Annotated in this window: 24 protein-coding genes; 12 read left to right on the top strand and 12 right to left on the bottom strand. The window is 64.3% G+C overall.

Going from position 1 to position 23,102, the window contains the following annotated elements:
* Nucleotides 1–64 precede the first annotated feature (64 nt).
* Nucleotides 65–589, bottom strand: a complete 525-nt coding sequence (locus tag C9I57_RS15405; protein WP_107151535.1) for a gamma carbonic anhydrase family protein — start codon at nucleotides 587–589, stop codon at nucleotides 65–67.
* 100 nt (nucleotides 590–689) lie between these two features.
* Here C9I57_RS15405 and C9I57_RS15410 point away from each other — a divergent pair, with 100 nt between their 5' ends.
* From C9I57_RS15410 to C9I57_RS15450, 9 genes are all read left to right on the top strand, one after another.
* Nucleotides 690–1,586: a ferritin-like domain-containing protein gene (locus tag C9I57_RS15410; protein ID WP_107151536.1), complete on the top strand. Its 897-nt coding sequence runs from the start codon at nucleotides 690–692 to the stop codon at nucleotides 1,584–1,586.
* A 99-nt stretch (nucleotides 1,587–1,685) separates the two neighbouring features.
* Nucleotides 1,686–2,570 carry an alpha/beta fold hydrolase gene (locus tag C9I57_RS15415; protein WP_107151537.1) on the top strand — a complete coding sequence of 295 codons (885 nt, stop codon included), beginning with the start codon at nucleotides 1,686–1,688 and terminating at the stop codon, nucleotides 2,568–2,570.
* A gap of 113 nt (nucleotides 2,571–2,683) precedes the next feature.
* Complete coding sequence (locus tag C9I57_RS15420; RefSeq protein ID WP_107151538.1) at nucleotides 2,684–3,514, top strand: 3',5'-nucleoside bisphosphate phosphatase; 831 nt, start codon at nucleotides 2,684–2,686, stop codon at nucleotides 3,512–3,514.
* Between the two features lie 158 nt (nucleotides 3,515–3,672).
* Nucleotides 3,673–4,305: an L-threonylcarbamoyladenylate synthase gene (locus tag C9I57_RS15425; RefSeq protein ID WP_107151720.1), complete on the top strand. Its 633-nt coding sequence runs from the start codon at nucleotides 3,673–3,675 to the stop codon at nucleotides 4,303–4,305.
* Nucleotides 4,306–4,430: 125 nt separating this feature from the next.
* Nucleotides 4,431–5,099 carry a site-2 protease family protein gene (locus C9I57_RS15430; protein ID WP_107151539.1) on the top strand — a complete coding sequence of 223 codons (669 nt, stop codon included), beginning with the start codon at nucleotides 4,431–4,433 and terminating at the stop codon, nucleotides 5,097–5,099.
* Between the two features lie 4 nt (nucleotides 5,100–5,103).
* Nucleotides 5,104–6,306: a tryptophan--tRNA ligase gene (locus C9I57_RS15435; protein ID WP_107151540.1), complete on the top strand. Its 1,203-nt coding sequence runs from the start codon at nucleotides 5,104–5,106 to the stop codon at nucleotides 6,304–6,306.
* 81 nt (nucleotides 6,307–6,387) lie between these two features.
* On the top strand, nucleotides 6,388–7,305 hold the full coding sequence (gene dapA / locus C9I57_RS15440) for a 4-hydroxy-tetrahydrodipicolinate synthase (protein ID WP_107151541.1): 918 nt from the start codon (nucleotides 6,388–6,390) through the stop codon (nucleotides 7,303–7,305).
* 130 nt (nucleotides 7,306–7,435) lie between these two features.
* Nucleotides 7,436–8,581, top strand: coding sequence for an outer membrane protein assembly factor BamC (bamC, locus tag C9I57_RS15445; protein WP_107151721.1), 1,146 nt, complete (start codon nucleotides 7,436–7,438; stop codon nucleotides 8,579–8,581).
* 7 nt (nucleotides 8,582–8,588) lie between these two features.
* Nucleotides 8,589–9,371, top strand: coding sequence for an MBL fold metallo-hydrolase (locus C9I57_RS15450; protein ID WP_107151542.1), 783 nt, complete (start codon nucleotides 8,589–8,591; stop codon nucleotides 9,369–9,371).
* A gap of 77 nt (nucleotides 9,372–9,448) precedes the next feature.
* Here C9I57_RS15450 and C9I57_RS15455 read toward each other — a convergent pair whose 3' ends face one another.
* Both C9I57_RS15455 and C9I57_RS15465 read right to left on the bottom strand, forming a co-directional pair.
* Nucleotides 9,449–9,700: a hypothetical protein gene (locus C9I57_RS15455; protein ID WP_035468533.1), complete on the bottom strand. Its 252-nt coding sequence runs from the start codon at nucleotides 9,698–9,700 to the stop codon at nucleotides 9,449–9,451.
* A 225-nt stretch (nucleotides 9,701–9,925) separates the two neighbouring features.
* Entirely contained in the window at nucleotides 9,926–11,158 is a 1,233-nt protein-coding gene (locus C9I57_RS15465; protein WP_258187657.1) for a cupin domain-containing protein, read from the bottom strand.
* Between the two features lie 32 nt (nucleotides 11,159–11,190).
* On the opposite strand from C9I57_RS15465, the gene C9I57_RS15470 reads away from it, so the two are divergent.
* Nucleotides 11,191–11,730, top strand: coding sequence for an FKBP-type peptidyl-prolyl cis-trans isomerase (locus tag C9I57_RS15470; protein ID WP_107151543.1), 540 nt, complete (start codon nucleotides 11,191–11,193; stop codon nucleotides 11,728–11,730).
* Here the strand turns inward: C9I57_RS15470 and C9I57_RS15475 are convergent.
* The 5 genes from C9I57_RS15475 to C9I57_RS15495 form a co-directional block, all read right to left on the bottom strand.
* A complete protein-coding gene (locus tag C9I57_RS15475; RefSeq protein WP_440130210.1) occupies nucleotides 11,710–12,822 on the bottom strand; it encodes a hypothetical protein in 1,113 nt (370 codons plus the stop codon). The two genes, C9I57_RS15470 and C9I57_RS15475, sit on opposite strands and share 21 nt — an antisense overlap.
* 151 nt (nucleotides 12,823–12,973) lie before the next feature.
* Complete coding sequence (gene mutS / locus C9I57_RS15480; protein WP_107151545.1) at nucleotides 12,974–15,652, bottom strand: DNA mismatch repair protein MutS; 2,679 nt, start codon at nucleotides 15,650–15,652, stop codon at nucleotides 12,974–12,976.
* Between the two features lie 101 nt (nucleotides 15,653–15,753).
* On the bottom strand, nucleotides 15,754–16,179 hold the full coding sequence (locus tag C9I57_RS15485) for an XRE family transcriptional regulator (protein WP_107151546.1): 426 nt from the start codon (nucleotides 16,177–16,179) through the stop codon (nucleotides 15,754–15,756).
* 17 nt (nucleotides 16,180–16,196) lie between these two features.
* Complete coding sequence (locus tag C9I57_RS15490) at nucleotides 16,197–16,598, bottom strand: type II toxin-antitoxin system RelE/ParE family toxin (protein WP_107151547.1); 402 nt, start codon at nucleotides 16,596–16,598, stop codon at nucleotides 16,197–16,199.
* A gap of 259 nt (nucleotides 16,599–16,857) precedes the next feature.
* On the bottom strand, nucleotides 16,858–17,658 hold the full coding sequence (locus C9I57_RS15495) for an inositol monophosphatase family protein (RefSeq protein WP_107151548.1): 801 nt from the start codon (nucleotides 17,656–17,658) through the stop codon (nucleotides 16,858–16,860).
* Between the two features lie 388 nt (nucleotides 17,659–18,046).
* On the opposite strand from C9I57_RS15495, the gene C9I57_RS15500 reads away from it, so the two are divergent.
* The gene (locus C9I57_RS15500; RefSeq protein ID WP_107151723.1) at nucleotides 18,047–18,877 is read left to right on the top strand and encodes an RNA methyltransferase; all 831 of its coding nucleotides are present in this window, start codon (nucleotides 18,047–18,049) and stop codon (nucleotides 18,875–18,877) included.
* A gap of 433 nt (nucleotides 18,878–19,310) precedes the next feature.
* Nucleotides 19,311–20,078 carry a serine O-acetyltransferase gene (gene cysE / locus C9I57_RS15505; RefSeq protein ID WP_107151724.1) on the top strand — a complete coding sequence of 256 codons (768 nt, stop codon included), beginning with the start codon at nucleotides 19,311–19,313 and terminating at the stop codon, nucleotides 20,076–20,078.
* Nucleotides 20,079–20,173: 95 nt separating this feature from the next.
* On the opposite strand, the gene C9I57_RS15510 is transcribed toward cysE, so the two are convergent.
* From C9I57_RS15510 to C9I57_RS15525, 4 genes are all read right to left on the bottom strand, one after another.
* Complete coding sequence (locus C9I57_RS15510; protein ID WP_258187658.1) at nucleotides 20,174–21,016, bottom strand: UDP-2,3-diacylglucosamine diphosphatase; 843 nt, start codon at nucleotides 21,014–21,016, stop codon at nucleotides 20,174–20,176.
* Complete coding sequence (locus tag C9I57_RS15515; protein WP_107151549.1) at nucleotides 21,013–21,507, bottom strand: peptidylprolyl isomerase; 495 nt, start codon at nucleotides 21,505–21,507, stop codon at nucleotides 21,013–21,015. Before C9I57_RS15515 ends, C9I57_RS15510 begins: the two co-directional genes overlap by 4 nt.
* Before the next feature lie 81 nt (nucleotides 21,508–21,588).
* The gene (locus tag C9I57_RS15520; protein WP_107151550.1) at nucleotides 21,589–22,170 is read right to left on the bottom strand and encodes a peptidylprolyl isomerase; all 582 of its coding nucleotides are present in this window, start codon (nucleotides 22,168–22,170) and stop codon (nucleotides 21,589–21,591) included.
* 36 nt (nucleotides 22,171–22,206) lie between these two features.
* Complete coding sequence (locus C9I57_RS15525; protein ID WP_258187659.1) at nucleotides 22,207–22,908, bottom strand: tetratricopeptide repeat protein; 702 nt, start codon at nucleotides 22,906–22,908, stop codon at nucleotides 22,207–22,209.
* Between the last annotated feature and the right edge of the window lie 194 nt (nucleotides 22,909–23,102).

Below are 23,102 nucleotides of genomic sequence, written 5' to 3' on the forward strand. Positions count from 1 at the left end.
TCCTCGAAACGTCGATACTGGGCTTTCCGGCCGCCTGAGCGGGCAGCGGATGGCGCGGCGCTGCTCAGCCGATGCGCACGAGCTGCTCCTTGAAGAGCGCACGGCGTTGCACATACCCCGCGGCGTTGCTTTCGAGTCGCGCGACTTCTTCGTCAGTCAACTGGCGCACGACCTTCGCGGGCGCGCCGAGGATCAGAGATCGATCCGGAAATACCTTGCCCTCGGTCACGACGGCGCCTGCCCCGACCAGACAGTTGCGGCCGATCACCGCTCCATTCAAGACGATGGCCTGAATTCCGACGAGCGCGCCGTCGCGAATCGTGCAGCCGTGGAGCATCGCCTGGTGGCCGACGGTGACATTGGTCTCGATGACGAGCGGATAGCCGGGATCCGTATGGAGCGCCGCGCCTTCCTGGATATTGCTGCCGGCACCGACTGTGATCGGCTCGTTGTCCCCGCGGATCGACGCGCCGAACCAGACGCTCGCGTTCTCGTCGAGCGTCACTTGACCGATAATGGTTGCCGTGTCGGCAACGAAAACGCTCTCGTGAATCGTCGGGGCGTGCTCGCCCAGCTTGTACATCGCCACAGTTCAATTCTCCTGTCGGGCCGGCGCCGCGCGGCACGTCATCTTGCCGATCGGCAGTGCGCGTCGGGCAACGACGCGGGTGTCGAACCATCTATTGTAAATGGGTAACTGGCCTCCTTCGATTTCTGTCGCCGTTTCGTCCGACGCTCGCGATGCCCGGATCGGTCGCGGCGAGTCGCTGCGCCGTTTGTCGCTCGCAGCGCTCGTCGCCCGCGACCCGGCCGCGAAAGCCGGCTCGGTGCGGTCATTGCACGCGCGCTGGCTGGCGGGTGAACTCGTCTGTCTGCCGCAAGAGCGGATCGACGAGCCGGACGGCCTGCCCGGGCGCCCCGAGCGCCCGACGCTCGTCGCGCCGCGGCTTTTGCGGCACCGCGGCATGCAGTCGCGCGAGGGCCGCGCCGCGCTGCTTCATGCGCTGGCGCACATCGAATTCAACGCGATCAATCTCGCGCTCGACGCCGTCTGGCGCTTTCGGGACATGCCGGAAACGTTCTACGGCGACTGGTTGCGCGTTGCCGCGGAAGAGGCCCATCACTTCACGCTGCTTGCGGCGCGGCTTGCGGAGTTCGGCCACGCTTACGGCGATTTGCCTGCGCACGACGGCCTTTGGGAGATGTGCGAGCGCACGCGCGGCGACGTGCTCGCGCGCATGGCTCTCGTGCCGCGCACGCTCGAGGCGCGCGGACTCGACGCCTCGCCGCCGATTCGCGCGCGGCTCATCCAGGCGGGAGACTTCGACTCGGCCGCGATCCTCGACGTGATATTGCGCGACGAGGTCGGCCACGTGCGGATCGGCAATCGCTGGTTCCGCTATCTCTGCGAGGCACGCGCGCTCGCCCCGCACCCGACCTATCTCCGCCTCGCCGAGCAATACCATGCGCCGCGCTTGCGCGGCCCGTTCAACTTCGAGGCGCGCCGCGACGCTGGCTTCGACGAGGCCGAACTCGCCGCCTTGGCCGCGCAGGCGGATCCGGGCGACGGAACGGGCGCGACGTAACCCGTCTCCGAAACGCCGCGTGACTCGAGCGCTGCCTCGAGCAACGGCCGTGCGGCACCGATATAATCGAACGACCATTCTTTTTTGGGCGCCTCTCCCATGAACCTCTCCCAATCGGATTTCGTCACCGTTCGCGGTGTCAGGCTCCATGTGCGGCGCTGGGGCGATCGCGGCGCCCCGGCGTTGTTCATGCTGCATGGCTGGATGGACGTCTCGGCGTCTTTTCAGTTCGTCGTGGATGCGCTCGGCGGCGACTGGCAGGTGATCGCGCCCGACGCGCGTGGGTTTGGGCTATCGGATTGGCCGGTGGCGGCGCGCGGCGGCGGGCATTACTGGTTCCATGAATACCTGGCCGATCTGGAAGCACTGCTCGATTACTACGCGCCGACGGGGCAGGTAAACCTGGTCGGTCACAGCATGGGCGCGAACGTCGCTTGCCTTTATGCCGGCGTACGCCCGGAGCGCGTGCGCCGCGTCGTCGATCTGGAGGGCTTCGGCCTTGCGCCGGCGCGCGCCGCGGACGCGCCGCGGCGATTTGCCGCGTGGCTCGACGACCTGCGCGCGCCGCCGTCGCTCAAGGCCTACGGCACGCTCGACGACGTGGCGGCGCGGCTCATCAAGACCAATCCGCGCCTCGCGCCCGAACGCGCGCGGTTTCTGGCGCAGCACTGGTCGCGGCGCGGCGAGGACGGCCGCTACATGCTGCTGGCGGATCCGGCCCACAAGCTGCACGGCCCGCTCCTTTATCGGCTGGACGAAGTGATGGCGATATGGGCCAACGTCAGTGCGAAGGTGCTGCATGTCGAGGCGGTCACCTCGCCGACCCTCGCCAGGCTGGCGGGCGCGATTCCGCTCGCCGAATTCAAGGCGCGCTTTCAGGCGTTCCGCGATTGGCGTGAAAGGCTGATCGAGGACGCGGGGCACATGCTTCATCACGATCAGCCGGAGCGGATCGCGGCGCTGATCGAGGCGTTTTGCGCTTGATCGACCGCGTGCAAAAACGCGTCGGCGCGCGGGTGCCGGTCTTCCAGGCGTTCGAAGTTGCACGCCGCATTGAAGTAAAATGAGAAGACGGTTTTTGGGCCCCATTGAACCACATGAACGCCGACCTGCATTGCCATTCCAACGTGTCCGACGGGTTTTTCGCGCCCGCCGACGTAGCGCGGCGCGCGCATGCGGGAGGCGTGACGATCTGGTCGCTGACCGATCACGACGAGGTAAGGGGCCAAGCCGACGCGCGCAGGACGGCCGAGGCGCTCGGTATGCGCTACCTCGCCGGGGTCGAGATTTCCGTGACTTGGGCGATGAAAACGGTGCACGTGGTCGGGCTCGGCATCGATCCCGACTGCCCGGCGCTCGTCGAAGGGCTCTACGCCACGCGCAACGGCCGCAGCACGCGCGCCGAAGCAATGGGGGCGGCGCTCGACGCGATAGGTATTCCCGGGGCCTACGAGGGCGCGTTGCGTTACGTCTCGAACCCCGATCTCGTTTCGCGCACGCATTTCGCGCGCTTTCTCGTCGAAAAGGGCTTCGCCGAATCGACGGCCGACGTATTCGACCGTTTCCTGGGCGAGGGCAAGCCGGGTTACGTACCGCATCGGTGGGCCAGCCTGGAAGATGCGCTTTGCTGGATCAAGGCCGCGGGCGGCGTCGCGGTGATCGCCCATCCGGGCCGCTACAAGTACACGCCGCTCGCGTTCGACGAGCTGTTCTCCACATTCATCGATCTGGGCGGCGAGGCCATCGAGGTCGTGACGGGCAGCCATACGCCCGATCAGTACCGCGAGTACGCCGACGTCGCGCGCCGTTTCGGCTTTGAAGCGTCGCGCGGATCGGATTTTCACGCGCCGGGGGAGGGCCGAGTGGAGCTCGGTGAGTTGCCGCCGTTACCGGCCGGTCTTACGCCTGTGTGGGAGCGCTGGTTCTAGCGTCCGCTCAATCCTCGAACGAAAGGAAAAACGCCAGGGTCGGCCGGCGAATGCTCGATTTCGGCGCGGCCCCTCGAGCGGCGAGCCAGCCGGTTCACCGCGGCATCGAATGCAGTCCCGGGCCCGTGCCGATGCCCGGCTTACCGACGACTTCCACCATGTCCCAATTCTTCCGGATCCACCCCGACAACCCGCAGCCGCGGCTCATCGCGCAGGCTGTCCAGATCGTCAAGGAAGGCGGCGTCATTGCGCTGCCGACCGATTCGAGCTACGCGCTCGGGTGCCGGCTCGACGACAAGGAAGCCGTGACGCGCTTGCGCCGGATCCGCGGGCTGGACGAGCGTCAGCATCTGTCGCTGCTCGTGCGTGACCTTTCCGAGCTCGCGGCGTTCGCGATGGTCGACAATCACCAGTTCCGGCTCATCAAGTCGGTGACGCCCGGGCCCTATGTGTTCGTGCTGCAGGCGACGAAGGAAGTGCCGCGACGCTTGTCGCACCCGTCGCGCAAGACGATCGGCCTGCGCGTGCCCGATCACGCGATCACGCTCGCCTTGCTAGAGGCGCTCGGCGAGCCCCTCATCGCGACGACGCTGATCCTGCCGCCCGATAACGAACCGCTCAACGAGCCCGAGGACATCCGGGCCCGCCTCGAAAAGCAGATCGATCTCGTCATCGACGGCGGGGCGTGTCCGCGCGCGCCATCGACGGTCATCGATCTGACCGGCGACGAGCCCATGCTCGTGCGCGCAGGATGCGGCTCGCTCGAGCCGTTCGGTCTGACGGCGGCGTGAACGGTGATTTTGTCGCGACGGGTAGGGGCTTCTATCAGGAAACGATGAAAGAACGCGGCCACGCAGGCTGGCCGTCCGGCCGAGAGGCGTCACGCCTTGGCCCCCTTGTTACAATAGGCCCCGCTATGGATTTCTCTTCTTTGATACAGACGATCGCGGTCTACGCGCTGCCGGTGGTTTTCGCGATCACGCTGCACGAGGCCGCTCACGGCTATGCAGCCCGGCTGCTCGGCGACAACACCGCCTACATGATGGGGCGCGTGTCATTCAATCCGATGCGCCATATCGATCCGCTCGGGACGATCGCGATTCCGCTGCTGCTTTATTTCATGACGGGCGGCGCGTTCATGTTCGGCTACGCGAAGCCGGTGCCCGTCGCATTCCGCAATTTGCGCAACCCGCGTTGGGGCAGCCTCTGGGTCGCACTCGCCGGTCCGGCCTGCAATTTCGTGCAGGCGCTGCTCTGGGCGCTCGTCGGCGTGGCGCTCGCATACTTCTCGGTCGACGAGCCGTTTTTCGCTCGAATGGCGGCGGGCGGCGTCGGCGTGAATCTCGTGCTCGGCGTGCTGAACCTATTTCCGCTCCCTCCGCTCGATGGGGGCCGCGTCCTCGTCGCGCTGTTGCCGCCACGCCAGGCGATCGGCCTGGCACGGCTCGAGCCCTGGGGCTTTGCGATCGTGATGGTGCTCGTCATATCCGGCCTCTTGACGAAGATCTGGCTGAGGCCGCTCGTCTCGCTGGGCTATGACGCCTTGACCGCCATCCTGGCCCCTTTCGCCTCGTTCCTGAACTGACACCATGTTTCCTGACCGCATTTTCTCGGGCATGCGTCCCACCGGTTCGCTGCACCTCGGCCACTATCATGGCGTATTGAAGAACTGGGTGCGCCTGCAGGCCGAGTACCCGTGCTTTTTTTGCGTCGTCGACTGGCATGCGCTGACCACGCACTACGAGACACCGGACATCATCGAGAACAACGTCTGGGAAGTGCTGATCGACTGGCTCGCTTCGGGCATCGATCCGAGCCAGGCCACGCTGCTGATCCAGAGCCGCGTTCCCGAGCATGCGGAGCTTGCATTGCTGCTCGGCATGAGCACGCCGCTCGGCTGGCTCGAGCGCGTGCCGACGTACAAAGAGCAGATGGAGAAGCTGAAGGACAGGGATCTGTCGACTTACGGCTTTCTCGGCTATCCGGTGCTGATGGCCGCGGACATCCTGCTGTACCGGGCATCGCTCGTGCCGGTCGGCGAAGATCAGGTGCCGCATGTCGAGATGACGCGCGAGATCGCGCGGCGTTTCAATTATTTGTACGGACGCGAGCCGGGCTTCGAGGAAAAGGCGATAGAAGCCGTGAAAAAGCTGGGCGGCAAGCGCTCGAAGCTCTATCACGAGTTGCGCAACGCTTATCAGCAGGAGGGCGACGACGAGGCGCTCGAGCGAGCCCGCGCGCTGCTGCAGGAATCGCAAAGCTTGTCGATGGGCGACCGCGAGCGCCTGTTCGGCTACCTCGAAGGCACACGCAAGATCATTCTCGTCGAGCCGCAGGTGATGCTGACGGAGGCTTCGCGGATGCCGGGCCTCGATGGTCAGAAGATGTCGAAGTCCTACGGCAATACGATCGGCCTGCGCGAGGATGCGGAATCGATCACGAAGAAGGTCCGCACGATGCCGACCGACCCGGCGCGCGTGCGGCGAACCGACCCGGGCGATCCCGACAAGTGCCCGGTGTGGCAACTGCATCAGGTCTATAGCGACGAGGCGACCCATCAGTGGGTCCAGAAAGGCTGCCGTTCGGCTGGGATCGGCTGCCTCGAGTGCAAGCAGCCCGTCATCGAGGGCATCCTGCGCGAACAGCAGCCGATGCTCGAGCGCGCGCAAAAATACATGGACGATCCCTCGCTCGTTCGGGCAATCGTCGCCGACGGCTGCGACAAGGCGCGAAAATTCGCCACGGAGACGATGCGCGACGTGCGAGAGGCGATGGGCCTTGCATACTCGTAAGGACTCAGGGTCGGCACCGTTACGATTTTGGCCGGCCAATCCGCTACAATCGCGCTTTTAGAATCGAATTCATCGCGTTTCATGGCTAACGGCACATCAGGCAGCACCTCTGGCGGCGTGCGGATTCGCGGCAGCATTCCTGCGATCGTCACGCCGATGCGCGAAGACGGCGGACTCGATCTGGCGGCATTTCGCAAGCTCGTCGACTGGCAAATCGAAGAGGGCACGAATGCGCTCGTCGTCGTCGGCACGAGCGGCGAATCGGCCACGCTGACGGTCGAAGAGCACGTTCTCATGATCAAGACGGCCGTCGAGCAGGTGGCCGGCCGCATCCCCGTGATCGCCGGCGCAGGCGGCAACTCGACGGCCGAAGCGATCGAGTTGACCGAGCGCGCCAAGTCGGTCGGCGCAGATGCCACGCTGCAAGTCGTGCCGTATTACAACAAGCCGACGCAGGAAGGCATTTACCGCCATTTCCGGAAGATCGCCGAGGCCGTCGATCTTCCCGTGATCCTCTACAACGTGCCGGGCCGTACGGTGGCCGACATGTCGAACGAGACGATCCTGCGGCTCGCGCAGGTTCCTGGCATCGTCGGTGTGAAGGAGGCCACGGGCAATATCGATCGCGCGGCGCATCTCATCAAGGCCGCACCGGCCCACTTCGCCATCTATAGCGGCGACGATCCGACGGCGATCGCGCTGATGCTGCTCGGCGGGCACGGCAATATTTCGGTGACGGCGAACGTTGCGCCGCGCGCGATGAGCGAGCTCTGCAAAGCGGCACTCGCGGCCGATGCGAAGACGGCGCGCGAAATTCATTTGCGCTTGCTGTCGCTGCACAAGAATCTCTTCGTCGAATCGAATCCGATTCCGGCGAAATGGGCGCTTCAGGAAATGGGGCGAATCGAGGGGGGAATCCGTTTGCCTTTGACGCCGCTCGATGCGCGCTACCACGAAGTCGTGCGTGCCGCATTGCGCGAGGCAGGCGCGCTGCGCTGAAGCGTCGGGTATCGACGCCGGCCGCTCGGGGGCGAGCCGGCAACTGTAGCTGAATTCAACTAACCGACGTCGTTCTCGACTGACGCGCTTGGCCGCGGCTGGCATGCGCTTGGCATTCACGAAGGGCTCAATGAAACGTTCCGCTTTTTCCACTCGCGCCGTCTGCACGACGGCGCTCGTGCTTGCGTTCAGCACCGCGCTTGCCGGGTGCGACACCCTCAACGACTGGTTCTCCGGCGATAAGGTCGACTACAAGGCGACGGGCTCCGCTCCGCCCCTGAACGTGCCGGGCGATCTGACGACTGCCACCGCGCCGGCGCAGCAGTACACGGCCCCGCCCGTGGGCGCGGCGCTGGGCGGCGCGCCGCAGCGCAACAAGACTGTCGCCGGCAACGCGACCGAAGGCGTGCCCAGCGCGCAAGATCCCTACGGTATGCATATCGAGCGCGACGGCGACCGCCGCTGGCTCGTCGTCGACGGCCGCTCGCCCGACCAGCTCTGGCCTCAGCTCCAGGCGTTCTGGCAGGAGAACGGCTTCGCACTGGCAACCGATGCGCCAGCCACCGGCATCATGGAAACGGCCTGGGCGGAAAATCGCGCGAACATTCCCGACGACTGGTTCCGCCGCACCGTCGGACGTTTGATCGATTTCGCCTATTCGTCGGGCACGCGTGATCGTTTTCGCACGCTCGTCGCGCGCGGCCCCGATGGCACGACCGATATCTCGATCACGCATAGCGCGCTCGAGGAAGTGTTGACGGGGCAGGACAAGGACTCTTCGCGCTGGGTCGAGCGGCCGCGCAACCCCGTGCTCGAAGCCGTGTTCCTGACGAAGATGATGCAGAAGTTCGGTTTGACCGAAGCGCAGTCGAAGGAGCTGCTGGCCAACGCGCGACCTGCCACGGCACCCGCGAAGATCCAGATGAGCGGCGGCGAGACGACCCTCGATCTGCCGGAGTCGTTCGACCGGGCGTGGCTGCGTGTCGGGCTCGCGCTCGATCGAACGAATTTCACCGTCGACAACCGCGATCGCGCGAAGGGGATCTATTACGTCCGCTACGCGGATTCGGCCGAGGAGCTCAAGCGCGACGGCCTTTTCGGCAAGCTGTTCTACCGCAAGCCGACGGCCGACAAGCAGGGCCCTCAGTTCCTCGTCAACGTACGCCCGACGAGCGATACCCAAACGCAGGTCTCGATCGTCGACACCAGCGGCAACGTCGTGACGTCCACCGAGGCACAGCGGATTTTGACATTGCTGCACACGCAGCTGAACTGATCGTGCGATGCGCTTTGCCAGCCTAGGCAGCGGCAGCGAGGGGAACGCGCTCATCGTCGAGGCCCATAGCGGCGCGACGACGACGCGTGTGCTCCTCGACTGCGGGTTCTCGGCCAAAGAGCTCGAACGGCGCCTTGCACGTCTGAACCGCTGCATCGAGCAACTCGATGCGATCCTCATCACCCACGAACACAGCGATCACATCGGCAGCGCGCTGACCGTCGCGCGCAAATGGGCCGTACCGCTCTACACGAGCTGGGGAACGGCGCGTGCGGTCGGTGCGGATGAAGCCAACGTCGATTTGCACGTGCTCTGGGGCGATGAGACCGTCGCTATTGGGGATCTGCAGGTGTGCCCTTATACAGTTCCCCACGATGCGCGCGAGCCGCTGCAATTCGTCTTTTCCGACGGTGCGAATCGCTTGGGCGTGCTCACTGACGTCGGCGTTTCCACGCCGCATATCACAGAGGTGCTGAGTGGTTGCGACGGACTCGTGCTCGAATGCAATCACGACCTCGGCATGCTGGCCGCCAGCCGTTATCCGCAATCGTTGAAAGCGCGGATCGGCGGCAAACATGGGCATTTGAGCAACGATGCGGCCGCGGAGATTCTCGCGGCCTTGGACCGGACACGATTGAAGCACCTCGTCGCCGCGCATCTGAGTCAACAGAACAACCTTCCGGGGTTGGCCCGTTCGGCATTGGCCACGGTGCTGGGCGCGTCGGCCGACGACGTCGTCGTCGCGTCGCAGGAGGAGGGATTCGCCTGGCTCGAACTGGTTGGCGCCTAGCGAACGGGAATCAGGCGTGGAGGCCAAGAAAAAACCGGCCCGCAGGCCGGTTTTTTCTTGCCATCAAGGCGGCGAGCTTACTGGCTCGCACCCGAGGCCGGAGCTGCAGCGGACGCGGCCGGAGCTTCCGAAGCAGGAGCAGCAGCAGGAGCCGACTCGCTTGCGGCAGCAGCGCTCGAAGCAGCACCCGTATCCGAAGCAGCGGCGGCCGGCGCCGAAGCGGCCGACGTGTCGCTGGCCGGCGCGGCAGCGTTCTGGTCGCTGCTCTTGTTGCACGCAGCCAGGGCCACGGCAGCCAACAGGGATGCAACGAGGAGGGATTTCTTCATGATCACGTCCTTTTATGGTTAAAGGTAAGCAACAGCGCGAAATATTACCGGTAATGTGCTTCAACACCAACCTTGAGCCGCTGGTGGGACGCACATCAGAGCGTGAATCTTCCCCACGGCTTGGGCGGAAATTATATGCACTTTCGTACTGACCGTCGACAAACCGGGGTCAATACGTTGCCTTTCACATACAAAATTTCACGTTTTCTCCGGGTGGGGACCCTGTCACGCAAATGCGCCGATCCGAACCCAGCCGGCAAGATACCATTCGTGCAACAACGCTGTCATTGACCAATCATCAGAGAGTGTTACAAAGCGTTTCCCTTCGAGGCGGCGTCTGTCGGCAAGCTCCAAGAGCCACTTTTTACGCGGCGGCAGCCGATGTTCCTCGCCGTTGATGAAGTAGCTGCGCTTGCCATAGAGCAATGCTGTCTTCCTATCGAGCCGGACGCCCGCTCGCGCTGCCTGCCGCGTGAATGCGGCAACGCTGGCGCCGATTTCCGGCGGGTCGAAAACCACATGCGCCTTGGGCTCGCTGAGATAGCTGCCGATGAACGACGCGACGTCGCCCTCATCCCAACGAATGCGAGCAAGGATCGCGCCGATTTGGTCGATCATGGCTTGCGGCAACTGCGCTGGGCGCGTCACGGCGTCTTGCGCCGGGTCACGGTAGCGCCCATCGGGACGAGGGAGCCGCGCCGCCGATCCTCGCTCGGCGAGATGGTAGAGAAACTGGCCGACGAGCTCACTGGCCGACGGCGAACGAAAGCCGATCGAGCAGGTCATGCATTCGCCGATTGCCACCCCGTCGTGCGCGATGTGCGGCGGCAAATACAGCATGTCGCCCGGTTCGAGTACCCACTCGTTTTCCGGTTCGAAATGCTGTAAAACTTTCAATGGCAATCCATCTTTCATTGCCAGGTCTTTTTGCGCGGAGATTCGCCAGCGCCGTTTCCCGTGCACTTGCAGCAAAAAAACGTCATACGAATCGAAATGAGGTCCCACGCCGCCGCCGTCGGTGGCATAGGAGATCATCAGGTCGTCGAGCCGCGCGTCAGGAATGAACCGGAACCGGTCCAAAATCGTCCGGGCGCGGTCGTCGTGCAGATCGACACCTTGCACGAGCAGCGTCCATTCGCGGCGCTTGAGGCCGGGCAGGTCGTCACTATCGAAAGGACCGTGGTCGAGACGCCACGCGCCGCGAAAATGCGAGATGAGTCGGGCTTCCACGTCGTCGCTTGCGGCAAGCTCGAACAATTCGTCGCGAGATAGCGGCGGAACGATACCAGGCAGGGCCTGACGCACGAGCAGCGGCTTTTTCTGCCAGTGGCGCCGCATGAATTGCGAGGGCGACAGGTTGGCCAGAAGCGGCGTCGGCTGGTCGGGCGCGGGCGGTGAAACGGCGGAACGGGAAGGAGCGGCGGGGGAGATCGGTTGGTCGAGGGGCCGCTTCGGCATCGTATAATGAGACCGTATTTTGGGAGAGTTTGATGAAAATTGCGAAGAACACCGTTGTGTCGGTCGCTTATAAGCTGTCGGATGCGCAAGGCAACCTGATCGAGGAAAGCGACGAGCCGATGGTCTATCTGCACGGCGGCTATGATGGCACGTTCCCTAAGATCGAGGAAGAGCTCGATGGACACGAACCGGGGTTCCAGACTCAGATCCAGCTCGAGCCGCAGGATGCGTTCGGCGAGTACGATCCCGAACTCGTGAAGATCGAGCCGCGCAGCCGGTTTCCGGAGCCGCTGGAAGTGGGCATGCAGTTCGAAGGAACGCCTGAGGACAGCGACGACGAGATCGACGCGCTGATCTACACGGTGACGGACCTGGCCGAAGACAAAGTCGTGCTCGACGGAAATCATCCGCTTGCCGGCATGGCGCTGCGCTTCGCTCTGACGGTCAAGGAAGTTCGTCCCGCCACGGCCGACGAGATAGAGCATGCGCACGCCCACGGCGCGGAAGGCATCGAAGTCCTCGACGATGAAGACGATGACGAGGACGGCTCGTCAGCTCCCACCTTGCATTGAACCGCGGCCCGGCATGCCGGCCGGCGGCTGAGTCAGTGTTGGTGCGATGGTGGGCGCAATGAGCGGCGGGGTCGTCGCCGGCTCTCGCTCTTCCAGCTTGGGCAGCAGCGGGGGCTCGGCGGGCGCCGCCGGTGGGATCGGCGGCGGCACCGGCATGATGCCCGAGGCGCTCGGAGCCCGTTCGAGCGGCGCCGCGGGTGACTGCGAAGCAGGTTGAGGCGGGGTCTGCGGTATCCGTCTCAGCGACACCAATAACGGCGGCGCCTTCGCGAAATTCACATCGACTTTTATCCACTGCGTCACGGGGTCGTGCGGCCCGATTGCGATCCGTGTCAGATTCGCGAGACGATCGCCCTTGTCGTCAAAGAGCGGTTGATCGATTGAAAAGCCGTGGGGCAGGGGCTTCGGCCCTTCGTGGATGACAATCACCGGCCCGCGGAAAATCTGGGCCGCTTTCACCAGGCTTCGCTTGAATTCCAGATAGCCATCTCGAGATCGGTTGCGATCGAATCTGAGCCACGAGAATCGATCCGCACGCTCGTAGCGCTCGAAATCGGGCGCTGCCTCGATGAAGACAATGAGCGCATGCGCGCGGCGGCGCCGCGCGTATTCGGCCGCATGCTCGAGCCAGAAGGCCGTCGCGATCGCGCGGTCGTCGTATTCGCCGTTTCGGCCGCCGGCATTGGAGTAATGATTGTTTCCGCTGACCACGTTCAGGCCGACGAATACGGTGTCGTCGACTTGCCAGCGCACGTTTTCCCGATAGGCATGGAATCGTGCGACTTCGCTTTCACGCGTAAGCGCAAGCGTCGATTGCCCGAGCGAGGACGAGTTATCGGCGAACAAGGTCTGCCGCAAGAAGTCGAGACGCTCGGTTGGATCGTAACCGCCTGCTTGCGCGCGGTCGCAATCGGCCCAGTCATGCCGCCCGGGAACGACGACAAGCGGGACGCGCGATGTTTCGAGCACTTGCTGCCGTTGCTCGTAGACGGCATCGTCGCATCGCTCCGAGGCGCTCTTGAGATTGCCGTCATAGACGATGAAGGCGATATTCGGCTCGAGACCGATGGCATCGATAATCTGTTGCGTCATCGCTTCGTCCGCCGCGCTTCGCATGGTGCTGGAGATGACGCCGAACTCGAAGCGAGGCTCGGCCGCAGCGGTTTTTTCGGCGCACGACAAGGCCAGGCAAACCGCGAGGGCGGGTGCGACGATCCGCGTGACGCGATGAATCACCTATGCCTCAGCGCGGCGAATGTTGGGCGCTCGCCATCTCGTGCAACTCGTAGATCAGGTCGAGTGCTTCGCGAGGCTTCAAGTCGTTCGGGTCGAGCGCTCGCAGACGCTCGAGCGCGGGATGTGGCGACGCGTCGTTGGCCTCATCCGTGTCGTCGTCAGGCGCGTCTTCGACGCAGGGCGCCACGGCGAAGAGGTCGAGTTGCGGCGTCGCATGCGTGACGGACTGTTGCTCGAGATGCGCCAGATGCTTGCGAGCCGCGCGGATGACAGCGGCCGGCACGCCGGCCAACTGCGCGACCTGCAGCCCGTAGCTCTGGCTCGCCGGCCCGTCGTTGACGGCGTGCAGAAAAACAATGCCATGCCCGTGCTCGACGGCTGAAAGGTGGACGTTGGCCGCATGCGGAAATTCGGCCGGCAGTTGTGTCAACTCGAAGTAGTGCGTCGCGAAGAGCGTGTAGCAGCCGTTATGCGCAAGCAGGTGACGTGCGATGGCCCACGCGAGCGCGAGGCCGTCGAACGTCGACGTACCGCGGCCGATTTCGTCCATGAGTACGAGGCTTTGCGGCGTGGCGTCGTTGAGGATCGCCGCGGCTTCCGTCATTTCGACCATGAACGTCGACCGCCCACCTGCCAGGTCGTCGGCCGCGCCGATGCGCGTGAAGATGCGATCGATAGGACCGAAACGCGCACCCCGGGCCGGTATGTAACTGCCGACGTAGGCAAGCAGCGCGATCAATGCCGTTTGCCGCATGAACGTCGACTTGCCGCCCATGTTCGGGCCCGTGATCAGCAACAGCTTGCGCTCGGCGTCGAGCCGGCAATCGTTCGCGACGAATTGCTCGACCTGCGCTTCGACGACGGGGTGCCGTCCTTGTTCGATCTCGATGCCGGCTTCGGACGCGAACGTCGGCGCGACCCAGTCGAGCGCTTGCGCGCGCTCCGCGAGCGCGGCCAGCAGATCGAGCTCGGCGAGCGCGGCGGCGACGCGCTGGCAATCGCCGATGAACGGCAGCAGCGCCTGCAGCACGGCGTCATAGAGCGAGCGCTCGCGCGCGAGTGCGCGCTCCTGAGCGGACAGCGCCTTATCTTCGAACGTCTTGAGTTCGGGGGTGATGTAGCGCTCGGCGTTCTTCAGCGTCTGGCGGCGGCGATAGTCGTCGGGCACTTTATCGGTCTGGCCGCGCGTGACTTCGATATAAAAGCCGTGCACTTTGTTGTACTCCACGCGCAGATTGGCGATGCCAGTGCGTGCGCGCTCCCGTGCTTCGAGATCGATCAGATACTGCCCGCAGTTTTCGGAAATGTCACGCAGCTCGTCGAGCTCGCTGTCGTAGCCGCGTGCGATGACGCCACCGTCGCGTACCATCGCGGAAGGCTCCTCGGCGATGGCGCGCGCGAGCAGATCGACGCACTCGGCGGGAGGCTCGAGCGCGGCCGCGATTCGTTCGAGCGCCGCGGCGCCGCCGGCGGCGTCCGATGCCAGCGCACGCAGCGAGGGCAGCGCAGCAAACGTATCGCGCAGGCTGGAGAGATCGCGCGGCCGAGCCGACAGCAGAGCCAGGCGCCCGGTAATGCGCTCGACGTCGGCAACGCGCCGCAATGACCCTCTCAACGAATCGAGGCTCGCTTGCGGTGGAGCGTCGAGCAGTGCGCCGATCGCTTGCTGACGTGCTTGCGCGCGACCGCTGTCGCGCGGCGGGTGATGCAACCAGTGGCGCAGGAGGCGGCTGCCCATCGTCGTGCAGCAGGTGTCGAGCAGTGAACAGAGTGTCGGCGACTCGCCCCCGCGCAACGTTTCCGTCAGCTCGAGGTTGCGGCGCGTCGCCGGATCCAGCCCGATGTACTCCGATTCATATTCGACCTTGAGGCTGCGCACGTGGCGAAGCTGTTGGCCCTGCGTGGCAGCCGCGTATAGAAGCAGCGCGCCGCCCGCGCCGCATGCGCTCGTGAGCGACTCCGCGCTGAAACCGTCCAGGCTTGCCACATCGAGCTGATCGCATAGCCGCTGCTTGCCCGACGTGACGTCGAAATGCCACGATGGCACGCGTGTCAGCGCACCGGTCAGGCCCGGAGGGAGGAAGTCCGCGGGAGCGTCGGCCACGAGGATTTCGGCGGGACGAATGCGTTCGAGCGAGGCGCCGAGCTGGTCGGGTGCGATTTCGGCGAGACGTAGCGCGCCGCTCGCGAGATTCAGCCAGGCGAGGCCGATCGTATTGATGACGCCGCGCTTGTTATGCGCGGGGCAGATCGCAAGCAGATAGACGTCGCTTTTGTCGGCGAGCAGTGCCGCGTCGGTCAGTGTGCCGGGGGTAACCACGCGGACAACTTTGCGCTCGACAGGACCTTTCGACGTGGCCGGATCGCCGATCTGCTCGCAGATGGCGACCGATTCGCCGAGCTTCACGAGCTTCGCGAGATATTGCTCGACCGCGTGATGCGGCACGCCTGCCATTTTGATGGGATTGCCGGCCGATGCGCCGCGTTGCGTGAGGGTGAGGTCGAGCAGACGTGCGGCCTTTTCCGCGTCTTCGTAGAAGAGCTCGTAAAAATCGCCCATCCTGAAGAAGAGCAACGTGCCGGGGTGATCCGCTTTGATGCGCAGATACTGCTGCATATACGGCGTATGCTTCGCGAGCGTCTGATCGGTTTCGCCGGATGCCTGCTGCTGAGTTGGATTGCCCATCGTGTTCTTGGTGCTTGCGAGTATAGGGCGAGAGTGTACCTCGGCAGGCAATCCGTGCAGTCGTCCGAATGGCTAATGCAAACCAGGGACGCTCATGCAAGCTAGCGGCGTGCCGTCACGCGCCGGCGCTCAGTATTCGGGCGATTTTTCGCCGCGCGCGTCGGAACGCTTTCCGCCGCGTTAACTGCGGCATCGACATCCAGCCACGGACGAAAATTGTCGAGCGAGTACCGTGCGCCCGACTCGGACACCACCGACAACTCCAGTTCGAGTCCGAGCGATTTCAGAAAGCGCCGCAGCGTGGAAAGATAGGTGTCGGAGCGCCGTTCCAGTTGCGAAATGGCGTTTTGCTGGATGCCAAGCTCTTGTGCCACGTTCGCTTGCGTTTTTCCTACGGCCTTGCGGATGTCGGTGAGCGTCGTGGCCGCGGCCAGCATCTCCTGAACTTTTTCGTCCGCGAGCGATTCGATCCGTTGCCGGCGCGCCGCTGGGAGGCCTTCGATCACGTCGTCTAAGCTTCTGCCCATGTCTGCTTCTCCTTCGCTTACCTGCTCTGCATCCCGTTCTGCAAGACGGCGCTCGCCGCTTGCAGGCTCTTCAAATGCTCGTCGAATCGCTTGTTCGCGAGTTTCAGCAAATCGCTGTAAAACTGCTGCTCGCTCTTGCCTTGTTTGCTTCCGGCCACCAAGAGAACCGGGTGCCGATCCGGGCCGAAGGCGAACGCGGCCCTCCAGATTTCCGCTCCATTGTTGACCTTGAAGCGCAGCTCCTTCATGTTCGGGTGCCTCGGGTTGTGCAGCGTCCCAACATGAGGACGGCCCGCGTCGGGTCCCAACCGTTGAACCGCCTTCGCCGTCGCCAGCAACTCGTCCTGGACGGCTTCGGGCAGCAAATCGAATTCGGCATCGAAAGCGTCGTGAAACGAGAACTTCCATTGATGGCGCATCGATTATCACCTCCGAATGATATCACGTCAAGATTATCGAAGGCCGCGTCATCGGCGGAAGCGCGACGACGAGCGTCAGCTCGGTCACGGCCTCCGGCTTCGAGCCGGAGGCCGTGACGCTGGGGTCTTCGAGAGTGGCTTGAGGGTCTATCGCGGCGCGGAATCCGGACAGTCGTCCGAACGGCCAAACGGAGGAGACAAGGGGGCGGCGTACGCGTACGGTGAGGGCGCGCGATGCCTTATCGCCGTAATCGGCGTATCAAGCCTTTTGCGACAAGCGGCTATAAGGCGTGAGGATCGGCACCATCTGCGCGTAGATCTTCGGATTGCCGGCGACGATCTCGCCGATATGCAGGAAGTCCGAATCACCCGTGTAGTTGCCGACAAGCCCGCCCGCTTCGGTGATGAGCAGACTGCCCGCGGCCATGTCCCAGGCGCTGATGCCTTGCTCGAAGAAGCCGTCGAGGCGACCGGCCGCGACGTTCGCCAGATCGAGCGCGGCGGCGCCCGGACGACGCAGGCCCGTGCACGAGCGCGTCATTTCGGCAAAGAGGCGGCAATAGGCATCGAGCCGGTCGTTCTCACGGAACGGAAAGCCCGTGCCGATCAGCGAATCGGCGAGACGGTCGCGCCGGCCGACGCGGATGCGGCGATCGTTCAGATAGGCGCCGCGGCCGCGCGATGCAGTGTAGAGATCGTTGCGGGTCGGGTCGTAGACCACGGCCTGCGTCACGATTCCCTTGTGCGCAAGCCCGATGGAGACGCAGTAGTAGGGAAAGCCGTGGATGAAATTCGTCGTGCCGTCGAGCGGATCGATGATCCACTGGTAGTCGGATTCGTTCTCGGAGCGACCCGATTCCTCGGCGAGGATCGAATGATCGGGGTAGGCCGTCTTCAAAGTGTCGATGATCGCCGCTTCGGCAGCCTTATCGACCTCGGTGACGAAATCGTTGTGCTGCTTCTGGCTGACCTGGATCAAGTCGAGGTCGAGCGATGCGCGGTTGATGATCTGTCCGGCGCGGCGAGCCGCCTTGACAGCGATGTTGAGCATGGGATGCATGAGCAGATTCCTTGTGCCGCGGCAACAGCAAGTGCCGCCACGGAATGGGCCAAATCAAACCGCCCGGACTGCGCGCCAACACGGGAAAGAGGCACGCATTCCGTCGACGAAGACGAATTGAAGAAGAGCAATGCGCGTACATGGCCAGAGAGGCAAGCGTTGCGGTACGCGCAAACAAGGCGTGATTTTACCAGGAAGCGCGGCAAGCTTAGCGTTTCGGAGCGACACGCGCCGGGCCGATCCGACCAGATCGGCCGGTCGTTCGGGCGGCCTCGGGCCGTTGGCGATACCATACGGGCGTGCCGTTCATCGATTGCGGTGAGTAAGCCCAAACCATGCGGCTGTATCCATCCTTCGTCACCCTTGCAGCATCTTGTTTCGCAGCATCTTGAATTCATCGAATCCGAATCAGCCGCACGCGCCGCTCGACGCCGAAGCAGCCGCACTCAGCGGAGCCGGCGGACCTTGCGGCGGCTTTACGTCAACCGTCTTCGTGCTCGTCGAGCCGAGCCATCCGGGCAATGTCGGCGCTGCCGCGCGTGCGTTGAAGACAATGGGGTTTTCGCGTCTCGTGCTCGTCGCGCCGCGCGTCGCGCACGTGCAAACGGACCCGGAAGCCGTCGCGATGGCGAGCGGGGCCGACGACGTGCTCGCCGCGGCGAGCACCGTGCCGACGCTCGCCGATGCATTGACCGGTGTGCGGTGGTCGGTCGCCTTGACGGCCCGCGCGCGCGAGTACGGGCCGCCGCAACTTGCGCCGCGCGAGGCGGCAGGCGAGGCGTGCCGTCAAGCGGCGAGCGGCGACATCGCGTTCGTCTTCGGTAACGAGCGAACCGGTCTTTCCAACGAGCACGTCGAGCGATGCAGCTCGCTCGTGCATATTCCCGCGAACCCGGCCTATAGTTCGCTCAACCTCGCTCAGGCGGTGCAGGTGCTGGCTTACGAGTTGCGCACCGCCTATCTCGGGGAGCGCACGGCAATGGGCGCCGGCGACACGCTGGCCCAGCGTGCGTCGAGCGACGAAATCGAGCGGATGTTCGTGCATCTGGAAAACGCGCTCATCGCGCTCGACTTTCTCGATCCAGCCAATCCGAAAAAGCTGATGTCGCGGCTGAGGCGCCTTTTCGCGCGCGCGGCGCTCGAGCACGAGGAAGTCAACATCGTGCGCGGCATCGCCAAGCATATCCTGCTCAAGTCCCGCCGCGACGGCCGCCCGTAGCGCGTTCGTCCCTAAAGGGACTTCCTTCGGGGGCCCCAAAAGGGTGCCCCCTCCGGTCGTCCCTAAAGGGACTTCCTTCGGGGGCCTAAAAGGGTGCCCCCTCCGGTCGTCCCTAAAGGGACTTCCTTCGGGGGCCCTAAAGGATGCCCCCTCCGGTCGTCCCTAAAGGGACTTCCTTCGGGGGCCCTAAAGGATGCCCCCTCCGGTCGTCGTGCCTGCTTTCAGCCCGGCGGGCCGATGCCGATGGCCCAGTGATCGACGCCGCGCGAATGCCCCTGCCGAGCGCAGGGCGAAAAAAGCGCGCGAAGCAATCGGCGCGGGTTGCCATTACAATCGGCCGAACGCTCATAAGCAAATCACACCGAGTCATAACGATGCGTAGGCTGCCGCTCCGGGAGGGGCCGCAGTGGCGCTCATCAGGCGAGCCGACATCATGTTCACGAGACTTCGCGAAGACATTGCCTCGATCCGCGAGCGGGATCCCGCCGCGCGCAGCACGTGGGAAGTGCTCACCTGTTATCCGGGGCTGCACGCGATCGTGCTTCATCGAATGTCGCACGCCTGCTGGCTCGCCGGACGGCGCTGGCTCGCTCGAGCAATTTCGCAGTTCGGCCGATTTCTGACCGGCATCGAGATCCACCCGGGCGCGCGGATCGGCCGCCGCGTCTTCATCGATCACGGCATGGGCGTCGTCATCGGCGAGACCGCCGAAGTCGGCGACGATTGCACGATCTATCAGGGCGTCACGCTTGGCGGAACGTTGCTCACGCGCGGCGCGAAGCGGCATCCGACACTGGAGCGCGGCGTCGTCGTGGGCGCCGGGGCCAAGGTGCTGGGCGGCTTCACGGTCGGCGCTGAAGCGAAGATCGGTTCCAACGCGGTCGTCGTCAAGCCGGTGCCGGCCGGCGGCACGGCGGTCGGCAACCCCGCGCGCATCGTCATGCCGGCCGACTCGAAGCGCAAGAGCGAGCGCTCGACGTTTTGCGCGTACGGCATCACGCCGAACGCTGAAGACCCCGTTTCGCTTGCGCTGCATGGGCTCATCGATCACGCCGCGAAAGAGAGCCAGCGCGTCGATGAAATCGTGGCGGCGCTCGAGCGACTTGGCGAGCGCCTCGAGGCGCTACACGGCGCCGACGGCGCGCTGTCGGATTTGCGTCGCTTGTCGGCGGCGATCGAAGGGAAAGTGGCCCAGCATTGACGAAAGCCGCCGCGTCTTCTTTCCGCTGAGCAATCGAAGGGGTGAAAGTCGGTGCGACTGATCCCCGATCGGGCGTCGATGCCCGTCGGCGCACCTCAGTCGAGCGGGAGAACGTGGATGCCCTCGGCATCGATGCGCAAGTAGCCGCCGCGCCGCGTGCCGTGATCGAGGTCCCAGTCGGGCAGCACCCAGCGCGTGCCGCCTCGCTCATCGTGGCGTGCGGGCCGATGCGTATGCCCGTGGATCATCGTCGTCGTTTTACTCGACTTGAACAACGCGGCGACGCTTTCGCTCGTGACGTCGTAAAGCGGGGAAGGCGGCCGGCTTCTGCCGGCGTCGCTCGTCGTGCGCATCCGTTCGGCGAGCGCTCGACGCCACCTGAGCGGCCAGGCGAGAAAGAGCAATTGAACCGCGCGCCAGCGCGCGAATCGCCGAAACGTCTGGTATTTGTGGTCGGCGGTGCATAGCGCATCGCCATGCGCGAGCACGATGCGCGAGCCGAAAGCCGTCATGACGAACGGGTCGGGCAGCCAGATCGCGCCGGCCGCGCGCATGAACCGCTTGCCGAGCAGAAAGTCGCGGTTGCCGTGCATCACATAAAGCGCGATGCCGCGCTCGGAAAGCGTATGGAGGACGGCCGCGACGCGAGCGGCGAATGGGTCCACCTTCAGCGTATCGTCGCCGATCCAGTAGTCGAAGAGGTCTCCGAGCACGAAGACGGAATCGGCGCTATCGGCCGTGACGAGGACGAAGTGCTCGAAGGCGGCGACCGTGCGCGGAATGGCGGGACTCAGGTGCAAATCCGAGATGAAGAGCAGCGGGCGCGGCGCATGACCGCGCGTGCGGCCGTGCTCGTGCGGCACGGTCGCTTCGTTGCTGCGGGGCGGCACGTCGTGGCGCGCCGTAATCCCCTCGTCCCGGAAGATGCTCGTGCTCAATCGACGACGACCGCTTTTTCGATGATGACATCGTCGACGGGCACGTCCTGATGAAAGCCCTTCGAGCCCGTCTTCACCTTCTTGATTTTCTCGACTACGTCGAGCCCTTCGACGACCTTTCCGAACACGGCATAGCCCCAGCCCTGCGGCGTGGGTGCCGAGTGGTTGAGGAAGTCGTTGTCGTTCACGTTGATGAAGAACTGTGCCGTGGCCGAATGAGGATCGTTCGTGCGCGCCATCGCGATCGAGCCCTTGACGTTCTTCAGGCCGTTGTTGGCTTCGTTGTCGATCGGGGCGTCGGTCGGCTTTTGCTTCATGCCGGCCTCGAAGCCGCCGCCCTGGATCATGAAGCCGTCGATGACGCGGTGAAACACGGTGTTGTCATAGTGACCTTTCCTCACATAGTTCAGAAAGTTCTCCACCGTCTTCGGCGCTTTGTCCGCGTCCAGTTCGAGCTTGATGACGCCGTAGTTCGTATGCAGTTCGACCATGATGAAATTCCTTGCCTTGAAAGTGCCGTAAAAAAGAGGCATTGAGCAGGCCGGCATCTTGCGCCGGCCGGGTAGGGGCCGCTATTGGGAAACGACGCTCGCCGATTCGATCACGATCGGCTTTTGCGGCACATCGGCCATCGGGCCGCGCGTCGTGGTGGGCGTGCCCTCGATCTTCTTCACGACGTCCATGCCCGAGACGACCTTGCCGAACACCGCATAACCGTTGCCGTCCGGGTTCGGATAATCGAGCCCCGCGTTGTCGACGGTATTGATGAAGAACTGATCGGTTGCCGAGTTCGGGTCGCTCGTGCGCGCCATCGCTATCGTACCCACTGCATTTTTCAGACCGTTACGGCTCTCGATCGGGATCGGCGCGCGCGTCGGCTTCTCCTGAAAGGTCTGCGTGTAGCCGCCGCCCTGAATCATGAAGCCGGGAATCACGCGATGAAAGATCGTGCCGTTGTACTGACCTGACTTCACGTAGTCGAGAAAGTTGGTGACCGTCTTCGGCGCTTTGTCCGGATAGAGTTCGAGGCGAATGTCGCCGTCGCTGGTTTTCAGGAGCACTTGCGGATGCGCGGCCGTCGCGGCCGTTTGCGCGAGCGCGGACGTGCTCGCGATCAGAGCGGCGCTGCCGAGCGCCAACCAGAAGCGTTTCATGGACATCCTCATCGTTGGGAAGAAATGAATCCCGTCTCAGTTCGAAGGGGCGACGTAGGGAGCAGCGGGAAATGCGCCATTCGCGCCGCCTCCGAACGAAGGCGTCGGCGGAGGCGGAACCGATGGCTTCGCGGCCGAGGCGCCTGTCGTCTGAGCGCGCCCTGTAGTGATGGCGGATGGCTGCGCGACGATCTTCTCGACGGCGGCAAGACGCTCGCTCGTGGCGCCGCTCGTATGGCCGACGCTTTGCGCGCGCTTGTAAGCCGCGGCGGCGAGCCGCAGATAGAGATCGCCGAGGTTTTCGTAAGCGAGCCCAAAGGAAGGGTTCGCCTTCACGGCCGTCTCCAGCGCCGCGCGCGCTTCTTCATAGCGGCCATGCTTCGCATAGAGCGCGGCGAGATTGTTGTAAGGCTCGGGAAGCTCGGGATACGCCTGAGTCAATTCGACGAATTGCTCGATCGCATCGTCGTCGCGGCCGAGGTGCGCGAGCACGGTGCCGCGCTTGAACTTCGCCTGCGCATCGCGCGGGTTCGACTTGATCCGCGCATCGAGATCGGCGAGGGCCGCATTCCAATTCCGTGCCGCGATCGACGCATCGATTTGCGGTGTGTCGTCGGTCGTCACTTGCGCCGCTTGCGCATGCGCCGGCGCACTCGGCGACGCCGCGAGAGCGAAGCCGAGCACGGCCGTCGCGGCGAGGGCCGCTGTCCGTTGCATGCGGCCGCTGTAAGGTTTCATAGGCTCAGGTCTGGATGTTATACTCCGGCCCATTCTAACAAAACGTTTGCTCGTTTCCTCGAACGAGCGAACTCCTCCGCCTAGTCGTGGTCGTCTTTCGCCTCGATCGCAGCTCGAAGCGGCGCATGACGGTGCGAACCCGCACCGGCGCGTTGCGAACGGAGGCGCTCGAGCGTTCTCGCGAGGCGCCTCGC

It is taken from the genome of Trinickia symbiotica (genome assembly GCF_003028655.1).
Taxonomy (GTDB): Bacteria; Pseudomonadota; Gammaproteobacteria; order Burkholderiales; family Burkholderiaceae; genus Trinickia; species Trinickia symbiotica_A.